This window comes from Stenotrophomonas sp. 112478_Sma (assembly GCF_056479905.1).
The window spans coordinates 3,373,791-3,387,958 of record NZ_CM151072.1 but is presented as its reverse complement, the minus strand read 5'-3'; the positions used below and the strand labels follow the sequence as shown (position 1 = coordinate 3,387,958).

At 65.6% G+C, this 14,168-nt stretch carries 10 protein-coding genes; 7 read left to right on the top strand and 3 right to left on the bottom strand.

The window, feature by feature from the left end; all coding sequences use genetic code 11:
* The first annotated feature begins 74 nt into the window (after positions 1 to 74).
* The 5 genes from ACZK08_RS15445 (at position 75) to ACZK08_RS15425 (ending at position 7,312) form a co-directional block, all read left to right on the top strand.
* A complete protein-coding gene (locus ACZK08_RS15445) occupies positions 75 to 2,708 on the top strand; it encodes a type VI secretion system Vgr family protein (RefSeq protein WP_081284374.1) in 2,634 nt (877 codons plus the stop codon).
* Positions 2,701 to 3,513: a DUF4123 domain-containing protein gene (locus ACZK08_RS15440; protein ID WP_065181649.1), complete on the top strand. Its 813-nt coding sequence runs from the start codon at positions 2,701 to 2,703 to the stop codon at positions 3,511 to 3,513. The genes ACZK08_RS15445 and ACZK08_RS15440 overlap by 8 nt, the downstream gene beginning before the upstream one ends.
* Positions 3,514 to 3,695: 182 nt before the next feature.
* Positions 3,696 to 4,295 (top strand): DUF3304 domain-containing protein, encoded by a 600-nt coding sequence (locus ACZK08_RS15435; RefSeq protein ID WP_196768737.1) that lies wholly within the window; start codon positions 3,696 to 3,698, stop codon positions 4,293 to 4,295.
* Positions 4,296 to 4,327: 32 nt separating this feature from the next.
* Entirely contained in the window at positions 4,328 to 6,457 is a 2,130-nt protein-coding gene (locus ACZK08_RS15430) for a T6SS phospholipase effector Tle1-like catalytic domain-containing protein (protein ID WP_196768736.1), read from the top strand.
* Between the two features lie 468 nt (positions 6,458 to 6,925).
* Complete coding sequence (locus tag ACZK08_RS15425; RefSeq protein WP_065181646.1) at positions 6,926 to 7,312, top strand: hypothetical protein; 387 nt, start codon at positions 6,926 to 6,928, stop codon at positions 7,310 to 7,312.
* Between the two features lie 85 nt (positions 7,313 to 7,397).
* Here the strand turns inward: ACZK08_RS15425 and coaE are convergent, their stop codons facing one another.
* From coaE to ACZK08_RS15410, 3 genes are read right to left on the bottom strand one after another with little or no spacing between them, the layout of a single operon-like run.
* Positions 7,398 to 8,009 carry a dephospho-CoA kinase gene (gene coaE / locus ACZK08_RS15420; RefSeq protein WP_065181645.1) on the bottom strand — a complete coding sequence of 204 codons (612 nt, stop codon included), beginning with the start codon at positions 8,007 to 8,009 and terminating at the stop codon, positions 7,398 to 7,400.
* Positions 8,010 to 8,019: 10 nt separating this feature from the next.
* Positions 8,020 to 8,883 carry a prepilin peptidase gene (locus ACZK08_RS15415; protein WP_053517036.1) on the bottom strand — a complete coding sequence of 288 codons (864 nt, stop codon included), beginning with the start codon at positions 8,881 to 8,883 and terminating at the stop codon, positions 8,020 to 8,022.
* 6 nt (positions 8,884 to 8,889) lie between these two features.
* Entirely contained in the window at positions 8,890 to 10,149 is a 1,260-nt protein-coding gene (locus ACZK08_RS15410) for a type II secretion system F family protein (protein ID WP_053517034.1), read from the bottom strand.
* Between the two features lie 361 nt (positions 10,150 to 10,510).
* On the opposite strand from ACZK08_RS15410, the gene ACZK08_RS15405 reads away from it, so the two are divergent.
* Positions 10,511 to 10,951 carry a pilin gene (locus tag ACZK08_RS15405; protein ID WP_065181644.1) on the top strand — a complete coding sequence of 147 codons (441 nt, stop codon included), beginning with the start codon at positions 10,511 to 10,513 and terminating at the stop codon, positions 10,949 to 10,951.
* 158 nt (positions 10,952 to 11,109) lie between these two features.
* A complete protein-coding gene (locus ACZK08_RS15400; RefSeq protein WP_065181643.1) occupies positions 11,110 to 14,157 on the top strand; it encodes a fused MFS/spermidine synthase in 3,048 nt (1,015 codons plus the stop codon).
* Positions 14,158 to 14,168 lie beyond the last annotated feature (11 nt).

Here is a 14,168-nt window from a genome sequence, read left to right as displayed (position 1 = left end):
ATTCTGCAACGCCGGGCACGTGCCCGGCGTCAGCTCGCGGCCAGCGCCAGGCGCAGCAAACGTCATCGCAGGTCATGCCTGCCGAGGGAGCTGTCATGCATCATCGATCATCATCATTCACTGCCGCATGCGAGGCGTCTTCGCGTGTCCATCGGTTCTGCGGGCCGACCGCCACGCGGCTGATTGTCGAGCGATGGCATGGGCACGAGTCGTTGTCTGGGGAGTTGCGCTGCCAGATCGACCTGTTGGGTGACGAACACGAACAGGATCTGGACGACTGGTTGACGCGGCCCGCAAGCATCACCACCCGCCTTCCGGAAGGAGGAGAGGTCGTCCGCGTCGGACTGATCCGCAGCGTTGAACGTGTGGCCTGTGTTGGCAGTCTGGTGCGTTACCGCGTCCATCTGGCGGACTGGACAGCCTGGCTGCACGACAGTCGCCACAGTCGAGTATTCCAGGATGAGGACGTCGCCAGCATCATCGATACCGTGCTTTCGGAACACGCACCCCTTGCACACTGGTGCTGGCACGCTGGCAGCCCGAGTACGCTGGACCGGCGGTGCCGGGGGTATCGGGTGCAGTATCGCCAGTCGGACATGGCGTTCCTGCAGCAGCTGATGGCCGAGGAAGGACTGGGCTGGTGCATTCGAGCACGGCCTGAGGCGCCGGGTGGACACACGCTGATGATCATTGGCGACAGCACGCAATGCAGCGTGCTCCCGGGTCTTCGGCGGGTGCACCGGACGCAGCGGGTGGTGGACAGCCCGGGCATCGCGTTCCTGCATGAGTCCCGCAGGGTGGTGCCAACCCGAATGACACGCGTGACGGACAATGACGATGCGTTCCGTGTGATATCGGCAAGCCTGCCCGTGCGTGACGCGGCGGATGGTTCTTTGGAAGACTACGCGCCAGCACGCCACGCGGCGTGGCAGACCACACGTGAAGCACTGGCCGAGGTGATGCGGGAGGCTGAAGCGGCACTGTGCGACCAACGGCGCTGGACGGGCGAGGGGACCGAGCCGGACTTCGAGCCGGGCGAGGCATTCGAGGTGCTGCCGGTGCCGGGTCAGAGAGCGGCGCCCGCGCTGTTGCTTACGGCAGTGAACCATGCCGGAGTCAATCTGCTGCCGTCGGTGGCCGAACTCCAGCAGGACCTGCCGGCCTGCACGCTGCCCGATACCGTGCCAGCAGCACGCGCGCAGGCACTGGGGTACGCAAACCGGTTCCAGGCCATCCCGCTTGAGCAGCGGTGGCGACGTCGGTTGGAGGACCCGGATTATCGTCCCACCGCGCCTGGACCACAGTTGGCCACCGTGCTGGGCGGCGACGACGGCGCACCGTTGCACATGGACAGCGCAGGGCGCATCCGTGTGCGGTTTGGCTTCGCCACCGATGGCAGGGCGGAAAGTGGATGGCTGCGTGTCGCCCAGCGCTTCGCCGGCCCTGGCGTTGGCAGCCAGTTCCTGCCCCGCGTGGGTCAGGAGGTAGTGGTGGACTTCATCAACGGAGACATCCGCAGGCCCCTCGTGGTCGGTGCGCTCTACAACGGTCGCGGGGAATCGCGTCCGGATGCCTTGGCACTGGCCAGTGATGCGGCCACCAGCGCCCAGAACAATCTGGCCGGTGGTCAGGCGCCACGTTGGCATGCCGCTGGCGCCGGCGAATGCGCCCAGCGCAACGCGGGTGCAATCTGGGGCATCAGTTCGCAGAGCTGGGACGGCCAGGGGGGCAGCAGCCTCGAATTCGATGACAGCGACAGCCAGCTGCAGGTCAGGCTGGGTACCACCCAGCGCCACAGTTCACTCAGTTTGGGTCAATTGCGTCACCAGCAGCACAACTATCGCGGCAGCCTGCGCGGAAACGGATACGAGCTGCGTAGCGACGCATGGGGAGCGGTACGTGCCACGGCAGGTCTGTGGCTGGACAGCACGGCGCGGACTGCCAGTGATCCCGCGGGGCTGCGGATGGCACCGGTTGCGCTGCTGCGGCGGACCCTGGTGCTGGGGCAGACGTTTGATGACGCAGCGCGGCGGCACCAGACGATACGGCTGCGCGGTTGTGTCCGGCAGGCCAGCGGCTCATCGGTGTTGCAGGTTCTGGCCGACAGCGTGGCGGCGTCGCGCAGCATCAGCACCGCCGGTGAGCAGGTTCCCGCCACACGGTCGCCCGTGCTGGGCCTGTCGGCACCGACTGGCATCTGCCAGGTGGCCGGTCAGGCGTTTCAGATGGGAGTTCGGGACTGCACGCTGTTGGCCAGTGGCGGCAGCTCCGCGGCCATCGTCGTCGGCCATGCCCGCTGGCAGGGACGCCAGGCCATCGGTGTATTGGCCGGTGCGGCGCACCGCGCGGATCAGATGGGATTGAGTGTAGTGGCCGGCGAAGAACAGCTTGACCTGCAGGCCCAGGCCGACGCGGTGCTTCTGCAGTCACGGGCCCGTCTGCGGGCGACAAGCGGCCAGGGCGAGGTGCAGCTGGCGGCCGGTCGCGCCCTGCACATCGCCACTGCGGAGGGTGCCGCGATCACGCTGACTGATGGACATCTGCGGGTGACGTGCCCGGGTACGCTGACCTTCAGGGCGGGCCGGCGGACCTTCGTCGGTCCGGCGCAGGAACTGTTTCCCCTGCCGCAGTTCCCGCAGACGATCTGTGTGGAGTGCCTGCAGAAGGCGATGCAGGCCGGATTGCCATGGTCCTTGAAGAATGGTTGAGCCTGCCTGGATTGACCCATGGCAGCACACCGGGCTGCCGTGGCAGGGCACTGACGAAGAGACGGCAAACGCCCTGCCTGCACATGTTCTAGTGGACAGGGCATTCGCGCCGACTGCCTGCGAATCGCTGCACGCGCTGTCAGCCAGCATCCAGCCACTGTTCAAGCATCGCTACGCGGGCGAGGGCCTGGACCGCTTGTCGCCCTGCCTGCTCACCCTTCCCGATGATGCCCGTGCACGCGAGCGTTGCTGGCAGGCGCTGTTGGCCCTGAGCCGTGGTGCGCCAATGCTGTCTGTCCTGCGTACTACGGCCGATCCGGGGGCGCTGATTCACCACCTGCGACGGATCTGGGAAGGCGAGTCCAGCGTGGGAGAGCCCTGGCTGCTGCGTTGGGCTGACGGGAGAGCGGCAGCCATCCTGCTTGAGGCGTTGGATGGAAATCAACGCAGACGCGTGCTGGCCGGACTGCAGGACTGGTATCTGCCCACCCGTACAGGAGGCTGGATGCGCGTGGCAGGCGCCGGGGGGGCACTGTTCGCTATCGATGCCAGCCCCTTGATGTTCACCGCCGTACAGGAAGCGGCACTACGCCGGCAGAGCCAGGCCGATGCCATCGCCCGCTTCGTGCTGCAGCGGCCATCACTGCGACCGGACAACATGATGCCTTCACATGTACATCGTTGTGCGGACGTCGTGCTTGCGCGCTTGGCGCGGCGCGGTATCGACCACCTGGCGCTGGCGCACCGGATGACGGTCAGGGCCGTTACCGCGTGGGATGCGCGCTCAGCCGGAGAGGACGCATGAGCCCTCGATCAGGATGGAGGGCGGCGATTGTGCGCCGTTGCGTGCCAACCCTGGGCGCGCATGAAGTGCGGCTCATTCCCGGCGAGTCTGGTGGATGGTGCGGACTGCGAGCGGATCATACCCCGCTGTGCGGCCATAACCTGGGACCCAATTGAATGACACCCCCTGATCAAATGAAGGTCGTGAGGAAACTGCTGACGAGGCTCGCCCTGATCTGCCTCGCACTGCTGGCCCTGGCAGGTGTCGCGCTCAAGTTCATGGAGTTCAGGATCGGGCCGCCGCCGCCCGATCCTACTACGCCGATCATTATTGATTTCGCTTCTGGCCATGACATCACCAATGCGCCATCGGAAATGCATCTGATGATTGGTGTGGCCAACTACTCGGATGATGGGTTGGGTAGGGTCTACATCAACGATGTCTGGGCAGGGGGGATGGAGCCGCGATCGAGTGGCAATGCTGCTACTTGCTGTGTGACGTTGCCCCGGCTCTGGCATCCGGGGCTCAAGGTTACCGTGGCCTACCGCACCAGCAGCATGTTTCTGAAGGATCCTCAAAGCTATGTTGAGAAGGACATCCTCGTGGCGCCCTACAAGCCGTTTCTTGATGGGTTTATTTACTTTATGTACTTCCCGGATGACCAAGTGCGAGTGGTAGCAACGCCGTATTTTCCTGGTTATCCGAAGTTCCAATACGACATAGAGTTCGCCAGCCGTGAGCGCGACGAAGAGAGGGTCGCGCAGTTCCTGTTGGAAACTTTGCCCAAGGAGGTGGATGAATGAGAGTGGCGGCATCTTCTCCAGCTTCTGACAATATGACCGAATTGAATGATCGCGAAGCCGCTCGCAACGCTGGAGCAAGTGCGGGGTCATCCTCAGATTGTGGTACTGATCTCTTTCTTGGTTGCTTTTTCGATGGAACGCGAAACCACAGACTGAACTCCCTTCTCCGGCAAGATAAGACGGAATCAAACATCTCACGACTCTTTGATGTCTTTGACCGCGATCAAGGTTCAAATTCCGATAAGCGTGCCACCCGCTTCGCGAGCTACATCCAAGGCGTAGGCACGGAGGCGCTGAAAGAGATCGGCGACACCGGCACAGGCTGGCACGCGCGCGCCGGCGCGGCAGCCGGCTGGGGCGGCGAGGGTCGGGTGAACTGGATGCTGATGCGGGTCCAGGACCATCTCTTGACCCATTTCGCCGAGACCACCGTCACCTCCGCCATGGGCTTTGATTCTACTGTCCCGGTCGCGCGGAAGATGAGTGCCGATCTCCGCCTGAGCCTTCAGGACGTGGAGCGCCTGGCTCAGGCAGCACGAATGCCGCTGTCCAACTATCTGGCTGTCAACCAAGGCGAGAAGGAGCTCGATCTGCGCAATTCGCTCAGCGGCGGCTTCTGGAACATGGTCGGTGCCTTGCAGCGCGTGCGTGGCACCCACTTGGCCCGCGCCGATCACTCATCGCGCCGGGTAGTATTGCAGGAACGCCGCGCGTTTCTCGCGAAGAAGGTGGCCCCGTTCCAGGCGCAGAATCCGCGGGTGGACCGCATCCGCCTGTCGATCTTCGGCTTCTCGCGGGGCGCGGCCGAGGCACGCGTATTCTGCAACTGGCTGGGCGATGCCTGCGATCCCGGACCGGGTCCGCTGCGCCTGTGTGGCATTCCCGTGCAGATCGATTTCATGGGCTTGTTCGATACGGTCGCTTCGGTGGGTGCCGCGCAGAGCTTCTTTGAATCGGTGTTCGACGGCCACGGCGGCTGGGCGGCAGCCGAAGACCTGCGTATTCCCGCCGATGTACGCCGCTGCGTGCACATGGTGGCCGCACATGAAGTACGGGGTTCATTCCCGGTGGACCTGGTGGATGGCACGAACTGCGAACAGATCATCTACCCTGGGGTGCATTCGGACGTAGGTGGCGGGTATGCACCGGGCGAACAGGGGCGTTCGCCGAATGACGCAGACAAGCTCTCGCAGATTCCGCTGTGCGACATGTACAGGCACGCCTTGGCGGCAGGTGTGCCACTGTTGCCTATCGCAAAGGCACGCGTGGAGTTGCAGCGCCAGTTCGAGGTCTCTCCCGCTTTGCGCCAGCACTACAACGCCTATCTGCAGACGATGGCGCCATTCCTGCCGGGCACGAATCCCGCGTCCAAGGCCAATCGCACGGCGGTGCTGATGTACGCGCACTATCGCCAGTACCTGTTGTGGCGGCGCCAGCATCTGGATGATTTCGCCAGCCTGCCCGCCTTCCAGAGGGCGTCGGCACAGGACCGTGCGGATCTGCGCGGCGGAAACACCGAGCTGGCAATGGAAGTGAGGGGGATGCGCTACAACAACGCGACACAGCGCATCCGTAATGCACCGGTAAGCACGCCGCACCACGGCATGCTCGCGTTGCCGCCCCACAAGAGCATTCCGGCAACGGACTTCGTGCAGGCGACGCTGCGCGGCCAGAAGGAGCAGCAATGGCTGGATGGTCATATCGAGCAGATATGGGCGTCGCGGCAGGTGCCACCGGAACCCGTGGCGACGTTTCTGGATGGCTACGTGCACGACTCGCGGGCCTGGTTCAAGCCGTTCGGGTTGGACGATGACGAGTGGCTGCACGTGCAGCAGCGCGAACGTGACACCTATCGGCAGCGGATGCAGGAGTTGGACGCGATGGAGCAGGCCCACCGGCAGGAGCGGGAGCGCATGCAACGGGCTGGGCAGATGTTCCAGCCGCGGGTGCCGTTGGCGATGTCGGTGCAGGAGCTGGAGGAACTGACGGCATGGCGCAAGCACCCCGAGAATTATGACGAAGCCCTGCAGGTGACGGGGCGCGAGTACTACTGGCAGTGGGGCTACCTGCGCTGGCGCACCTGCTATCTCAACCCGCCCGGTGCGGCCGTTGCGGAAGCGGCATTGCGCAGGGGGAGTGCTGTGGAAGATGCGGCGGCCTAGAAGGTCAGGCAGCGTGTGCTCGGCCTGACGGATGCTCCGCGTCGCGCGGGTTGTCGCAACCGGCGCGCACGGTGCGGCGGTATCACTTCATCAGCAAGGCCCATCACGACAAGTGCGTGATGCGTGCCGCGCCCTCGGCGTGCACCACTGCGCGAATCACTACAGCCACCCGTAGCTTGGCAATTCCCTTACAGAAAAGCGCTTCGCTGGATGGCGTGATGGCGGGGCCGGGGCGGGTGCCCCGGCCGGGATTGGCGTCCTGAAAAAGACCGACATTCAGCAATCTATCGGTGGGCGAAGGTCCATCGTGGAAAATGCACCGCATGCCTAGTCAACGGCGGGCGGTGCGTGGGGATTCATCAGAATCCGCTGGAGCTTCTTTGCTGAATGTTGGTCTCCGGTACGCCAACCCGCACCGTCCGCCACCTTGCATCTGCAGGTGGCCTGCCGTCTGCGAGGAGCCTCACCATGTCCGCACGTCCGTTGTTTCCCCATCTCTGCGCCCTGATCGGCGAATCTGCCGACCGGCTTCCTGCCGATGCTGCCGAGCGGCTCGAAGCCCTGCTGGATGACCCCCAGGACCTGCTTCCCGCCTTGCTGGCCCGCATGGATGGTCGCGACGGCGCTGATGGCAGACGGCTGGACGTAGAGGGTCTCAGTCCGGTACAGGTCGCAACCCAGGCCGGACTCGGTCGTACGTTGGCGGGTCTGGACGTGCTGGTTCAGGTGCTGCACGCCGCCGCAGCCGCGCGTGAGCAGGGGGGCGTCCATCAGCAGCTCAGTCCGGATGTGGTCGACGGCCTGTTGCTGGGCGCCCGTGAACTGGTCCGCCACGCCCGCCAGCAGGTGGAGTAGGTCACGCTGACGATCCTGGCAGAGCCGGGCTCGCGCTCGGCTCACCGCGCAGCGCAGCCAGGAAGCCGGGCACGTGTCCGCCGGGTCAGCTCCCGGCCAGCGCCAGATAGCGATGGTGCAGCGCCTCCACCTGCGCCTGCAGGTCGTCCGGCTGCCCATCGTTGACCACCACGTCATCGGCCACTGCCCGGCGCTGCGCGCGGCTGGCCTGGGCGGCGATCATCTGGTCGGCCAGGGCGGCGTCGATGCCATCGCGCTGCATCAGCCGGGCGTGCTGTACGGCTTCCGGTGCATCCACCAGCAGTATCCGGTCCAGCCATGGATAGGCCTGGCGGCCGCCCACCTCGGTCAGCAGCGGAATCGCAGCAATGGCGTACGGGCTCGGCGCCTGCGTGCACTGCTGCTGCATCAACAGGCGGATGGCGGGGTGGGTGATGGCTTCCAGTGCCGTCCGTTCGGCCGGGTCAGCGAAGACATGGGTGCGCAGGCGCGCCCGGTCCAGGCTGCCATCGGCCAGCAGCATGTCCGTGCCGAACCGGTCGGCAATGCGGGCCAGTGCCGGGCTGCCGGTGGCCACCACCGCGCGGGCGGCCAGATCGGCGTCGGCCACCACGATGCCCAGCGCTTCGAAGCGCCGCGTCACTTCGCTCTTGCCGGCCGCGATGCCGCCGGTCAGGCCGACCACGTAGCGGCTCACGGCGGCCCCCTCAGCGCAGGCCGCTCAGGGCCAGGTAGCGCTCCACCAGCGGTTCGCCCCACATGAAGAACAACCAGCCGGCGATGGCCAGGTACGGGCCGAACGGAATCGGCGTGGCGCGATCGCGTCCCCGGCTGTAGAGCCAGATCGAACCGACGATGGCGCCGATCACCGAGGACAGCAGGATGATCGGCAGGATGCCCTTCAGGCCGCACCAGGCGCCGAGCGCCGCCAGCAGCTTGAAGTCACCATGGCCCATGCCCTCCTTGCCGGTCAGCTGCTTGAACAGCCACCAGACCGTCCACAGCGACAGATAGCCCACGGCCGCGCCGACCAGGGCCGGCTTGGCGGGCATGTACAGATTGTCGATGCTGCCGATCAGGCCCAGCCACATCAGGGGCAGGGTCAGCTGGTCGGGCAGCAGCTGGGTGCGCAGGTCGATGCCGGACAGCGCGATCAGGAAACAGGTCAGCACGATGGCGCCGAAGCCCTGCCAGCCGAAGCCGAACTGCCACACGCAGGCCAGCACCAGCAGGGCGGTCATCGCTTCCACCAGCGGGTACTGCAGCGAGATCGGCGCCTTGCAGTGGCGGCATTTGCCCCCCTGGATCAGCCAGCTGAACAGCGGGATGTTCTCGTACCAGGACAGCTTGTGCTTGCAATGCGGGCAGTGCGACGGCTCGACCACGATGCCCGGCGGCGGCGGCTCGTAGAAGTCCGGTTCCTCCAGCACTTCGCGCGCATCGCGCTTCCACTGCCATTCCAGCCGCTTGGGCAGGCGCAGGATGACAACATTGAGGAAACTGCCCAGCAGCAGTCCCAGTCCGGCCGCGGCGGGGTAGCCGAGGCCGGGGTGCTGGTCGAGAAAAGCCATGTATTTTTATCCGACGACGGCGCCCAGTTTGAAGATCGGCAGGTACATCGCAATGACCAGGCCGCCGACAATGGTACCAATGAACACCATGATCATCGGTTCCAGCAGGCTGCTCAAGGCATCCACGGCGTTGTTGACCTCCTGCTCGTAGTATTCGGCGACCTTGAACAGCATGGTGTCAAGGGCGCCGGCCTCCTCGCCGATGCCGGTCATCTGGATCACCATGTGCGGGAACAGGTTCAGCTGTTTCATCGCCATGTTGACCGGATAGCCGACCGAAACGTCGTCGCGCATGCGCAGCACCGCCTCGCCGTAGACCTTGTTGCCGGTGGCGCCGGCGACGATGCCCAGGGCCTCCACCAGCGGCACGCCGGCCTTGAAGGTCACCGCTGTGGTGCGGGAGAAGCGGGCGATCGCACTGTTGTGCATGATCTGGCCGATGACCGGCACCTTCAGGATCAGCCGGTCGACGGTGTGCTGCATCTTCTCCGATCGCCGGTAGGTCATGGCGATCGCCACCACCGCGCCGATGGCGACGATGGCGATCAGCCACCACCACGACACCATGAACCGTGACAGGTTCACCACCATCTGGGTGAATGCCGGCAGGTCGGCACCGAAGCTCTGGAAGACTTCCTCGAACTGCGGGACCACCCAGACCAGCAGGATCGTGCTGACCAGGAACGCCACCACCAGCACCATGGCCGGGTAGAACAGCGCCTTCTTGATCTTGCCCTTCAGTGCCTCGAGGTTCTCCTTGTAGGAGGCGATGGTGTCCAGCACGGTCTCCAGCACACCGGCGCTTTCGCCGGCCCGCACCAGGTTGCGGTAGAGCTCATCGAACTGCACCGGATGCTTGCTGATGGCCTCGTGCAGCGACGAGCCGCCCTCGATGTCGGTGCGGATCGTGTCCACCATCTTCTTCATGCGCGGGTTCTTGTGCCCGCTGCCGATGATCTCCAGCGCCGACACGATCGGCACGCCGGACTTCATCATCGTGGCCATCTGCCGGCTGAAGAACGCGATGTCCTTCGGCGAGACCGGCTTGCCGGCCGCACCGAACAGCGGCTTCGGCTTGGGTTTGACCTGGCCCGGGCTGATGCCCTGCCTGCGCAGTTCGGCGCGCAGCAGGTTGGCGTTCTTCGCCAGCTGCTCGCCCTTCATCTTTATGCCCCGCTTGTCGGTCCCCTCCCAGACAAACGGCTGCAGCTCCATCGTGGCGCGGGCCACGGGCTCCTTCTTGATCGCACTGCGACTCACAGACATGTTGGCTCCCCAGGCCCGCCATCCCCAGGCGGGCATCCTGAGCGGCGATGGTAGCTGGTTCAGACCCGTCCGGGGAGCCTGCCGGCGTGACGGCGTGCAGGGTTTTCGACGCGTCGAGGCGGAAGGTGACGCGCTGCGTCACATTGCCGCGTCCATCGCAGATTCGGAGCAGGGGGGTTCCCATCCGCGAAATAGCTGCCATCATTGGCGCGGGGAAATCGGGGGAGGCGTGGCCATGGGAGATTGGCACGCAACCTGCGTTGATCCACCCGCGGGGGCGGGCAGCCTGCTCATCCGGTCATCTGGCCGGCCGGTTGCCGTACCCGGAAAATCAACCACCACTACTTGGGGACGTACCACCATGAAGAACCAGAAGGGCTTCACCCTGATCGAACTGATGATCGTCGTTGCGATCATCGCCATCCTGGCCGCCATCGCGCTGCCGGCTTACTCGAACTACACCAAGAAGGCCAAGGTCTCGGAAGTGATCCTTGCGGCTTCTTCGCTGCGTACCGACGTGTCGGAATACGTGGCCAGCAACAATGCCCTGCCGCCGGCCACCTGGGAGCCGGATTTCCAGCAGACCCAGTATGTCGACAAGCTGGAATGGGATGCGACCACCAAGACCATCACCGCGACCGCGCGTGGCATTGCTGATGACATCGATGGCGATACCATCACGCTGAAGGCCGACGACAGCAACGTGGCGAATGGCGTCATCCCGAAGTGGACCTGCGAAGGTTCCATCGCTTCGAAGTACCGCCCGGGTTCGTGCCAGGGTGAGGCCGCACCTGCCGAGTAACTGGCGTTTGCTGCTCGCGTACGGAAACGGGGAGCCCAGGCTCCCCGTTTTCGTTTGGGCGCTGCGGGTTGTCCGGATCCCGTCTGGCCGCGCGCTTGCATTGAGTCCGCGAAGTTTGTTCTTCTGTTGAAATCGACCGTGCGACTGGGGAGTTCGCAATGCGCCGTCCTTCATTCAGCCATGGCCCATGGCTGCTTCTGATCTTCGTGCTCTCCGGCTTCGCCGGGCTGATCTACCAGTCCATCTGGACGCAGTACCTGGGGCTGTTCCTGGGGCATTCCTCGCACGCGCAATCGCTGGTGCTGATCCTGTTCATGGGCGGCATGGCGCTGGGGGCGTGGCTGGTCAGCCGCCGCAGCGCGCTGCTGCGCCGGCCGCTGCTGGCCTACGCGGTCATCGAGCTGGTGATCGGGGTGCTGGGCATCGGTTTCGACGGGCTGTTCCAGGGCGTCACCGGTTGGGCGTACACCCACCTCATGCCGGGCATGGAGGGGACCTCGTCCACGGCGCTGCGCTGGGCGCTGGCCACGGCCCTGGTGCTGCCGCAATGCATCCTGCTGGGCGCGACCTTCCCGCTGATGAGTGCGGGTTACATGCGCCTGCAGCCCGGGTCGCAGGGTGAGGTGCTGGCCGGGCTCTATTTCTCCAACAGCCTGGGCGCGGCCGCCGGCGCCCTGGTGGCGACCTACGCGCTGCTGCCGGCGGTAGGGCTGCCGGGCACCGTCCTCAGTGCCGGCCTGCTCAACATCGTGGTGGCCATCCTGGTCTATCCACTGGCCCGCGACGGCAGCGCGCCTGCGGTAGTGGCCTCCGCCGCGCCGGCTGCCGGCGGCGTACGACCGGAGACTGCAGTGCCGGTGCGGCTGGTGCTGCTGGTCGCGGCAGCGACCGGCGCGTCGTCCTTCGTCTACGAAATCACCTGGGTGCGCATGCTGTCGCTCGCACTCGGCACCACGCTGCATTCGTTCGAGCTGATGCTGGCGGCGTTCATCCTCGGCATCGCCTTCGGTGGCCTGTGGCTGCGCCGCCGCGCCGACCGGATGCCGTCGCCCCTGCGGGTGGCAGGCTGGGTGCAGGTGTGGATGGGGCTGGCGGCGCTGGCCTCGATGTTCGTCTATGCGCAGGCCTTCGATTGGGTCGGCTGGCTGATGCGGGTCATCGTGCGCAGCGCGGATGGTTACGTGCTGTACAACTTGGCCAGTGCCGCCATTGCCGGCCTGGTGATGTTCCCGGCGGCGTTCTTCGCCGGCATGACGCTGCCGCTGCTGACCCTGGCGCTGCTGCGCGCCGGGCAGGGCGAGCGCGCGATCGGCCAGGCCTATGCGTTCAATACGCTCGGCGCGATCGTCGGTGTGCTGGCGGCCATCCATCTGCTGATGCCGCTGCTGGGGCTGAAGTACGCGCTGCTGGTCGCGGCAGTGGTCGACATCGTGCTGGGCCTGGTGCTGCTGCAGCGCCTTCGGCTTGCGGCCCCGGGCCGTCTGCGCTCGCCACTGTGGCAGGCTGGCGCGCTGGGTGTCGCTGGCGTAGTGGCGGCCGTCGTGCTGGTCCGCTTCGATCCGCTGGTGCTGAATTCGTCGGTGTACCGCCATGGCACGGCCCGTCTGGCGGATACCGCCACGATGCTGTTCTCGCGCGATGGGCAGACGGCCACCGTGGCGGTCTATGAAAGCACCCAGCCGATCGGCCGCATGCGTGCCATCGCCACCAACGGCAAAGTGGATGCAGGCATGGCCGTGTCGATGGTACAGGCACCCACCAGCGACGAATCGACCATGATCCTGCTGGCGGCTCTGCCGTTGGCGCTGCGCGATGATTACCAGCGCGTCGGCGTGATCGGTTTCGGATCCGGGCTCAGCACGCACACGCTGTTGGGCGACCAGCGCGTCGGGCGCGTGGAAACGGTGGAGATCGAGCCGGCCATGGTGGAGGGCGCGCGTCTGTTCGGCGAGCGTGTCGAGCGCGCCTTCAACGATCCGCGCTCGCACGTGGTGATCGACGATGCGAAGTCCTATTTCGCCGCCAGTCCGCGCAAGTACGATCTGATCATTTCCGAGCCGTCCAATCCCTGGGTGGGTGGAACGGCGGCGCTGTTCAGCGACGAGTTCTATGCGTTCGTGCCACAGCAGCTCAACGAAGGTGGCGTGTTCGTGCAGTGGCTGCAGCTGTATGAGATCACCCCCGAACTGGTCAGCTCGGTACTGGCGGGGCTGCTGGAACAGTTCTCCGATGTGCGCGCTTACCTGGCCAATCGTGGCGACCTGATCCTGGTGGCGACGCCGAAGGGCACGTTGCCGCCGATGAAGGGCAGCCTGTTCCAACAGCCGCAGCTGCGCGGGGAACTGGCGCGGATCGGCGTGCATTCGGTGGCCGATCTGGAGAACGCCCTGTCCATGGATGACGCAGCGCTGCGCGCCTTCGTTCCTCTGTATCCGGCCGCGCGCAATTCCGATTACTTCCCGACCTTGAAGTTGAATGCCCCGGTGGCACGTTTCCAGGGGGCGTTCACCCGTGATTTCCAGCAGGTGATGACGGCCCCCTGGCGGATCGTCAGCGCCCCGCCAACGGGGCAGGTGACGGCTACTGCGGCGGGTCTGCCGCAACCGGCGTCCAGCCGGGATGACAAACGTCCGACCGCACGGGCCGTGGCAGCTTTCCTGCAGGGCGAGGCGCCCACGGATGTGGCGGATGCCGATTGGATGAGTGCGCAGGCGCTGCGTGGGCTGGCAGCGCGCTGCGAACTGGACGGATCTCCGATGGAAACCACCCGGCTGCTGTTCGTGCTGGCCGGAGAAACGATCCCGTTCCTGCCGGCAGCGCAGCGGGCGGCCCTCTGGGCGCAGCGCGACTGGATGGACTGCACCCCGGCAGATCCCGTCGTGTCCGCCAGCCTTGCCCTGGTTGCCGCCGCGGCCACCGACGACCACCACGCTGTACTCACGGAAGGCCGGCGATTGTTGGGCAGCGAGCATGCGCCGATGCTGCTGGCCGACCCTGCCACCGGCTATTATCTGTTCGGTGCAATGCAGCACGCTGCGCGGCAGCTGGGGGATACCACGGCGTCGCGGCAACTGACGGACCAGTACTGGAAGGCGCTCGCGCCCGATGCGCGAGGAAACGGACCCCTGCGTTTGCTGAGCTACCTGGCCGCTATGGGCCGGCAACCCGTTTCTGAAACTGAATTCCGGCCGTCAGGGCACGAGTAACGAGGAATCCC

What these genes read in the sequence shown, in the direction of transcription:
- ACZK08_RS15445 (WP_081284374.1), top strand. Translation starts at nt 75, where the DNA reads ATGCCTGCCGAGGGAGCTGTCATGCATCATCGATCATCATCATTCACT.
- ACZK08_RS15440 (WP_065181649.1), top strand. Translation starts at nt 2,701, where the DNA reads ATGGTTGAGCCTGCCTGGATTGACCCATGGCAGCACACCGGGCTGCCG.
- ACZK08_RS15430 (WP_196768736.1), top strand. Translation starts at nt 4,328, where the DNA reads ATGACCGAATTGAATGATCGCGAAGCCGCTCGCAACGCTGGAGCAAGT.
- ACZK08_RS15425 (WP_065181646.1), top strand. Translation starts at nt 6,926, where the DNA reads ATGTCCGCACGTCCGTTGTTTCCCCATCTCTGCGCCCTGATCGGCGAA.
- ACZK08_RS15415 (WP_053517036.1), bottom strand. Translation starts at nt 8,883, where the DNA reads ATGGCTTTTCTCGACCAGCACCCCGGCCTCGGCTACCCCGCCGCGGCC.
- ACZK08_RS15410 (WP_053517034.1), bottom strand. Translation starts at nt 10,149, where the DNA reads ATGTCTGTGAGTCGCAGTGCGATCAAGAAGGAGCCCGTGGCCCGCGCC.
- ACZK08_RS15405 (WP_065181644.1), top strand. Translation starts at nt 10,511, where the DNA reads ATGAAGAACCAGAAGGGCTTCACCCTGATCGAACTGATGATCGTCGTT.
- ACZK08_RS15400 (WP_065181643.1), top strand. Translation starts at nt 11,110, where the DNA reads ATGCGCCGTCCTTCATTCAGCCATGGCCCATGGCTGCTTCTGATCTTC.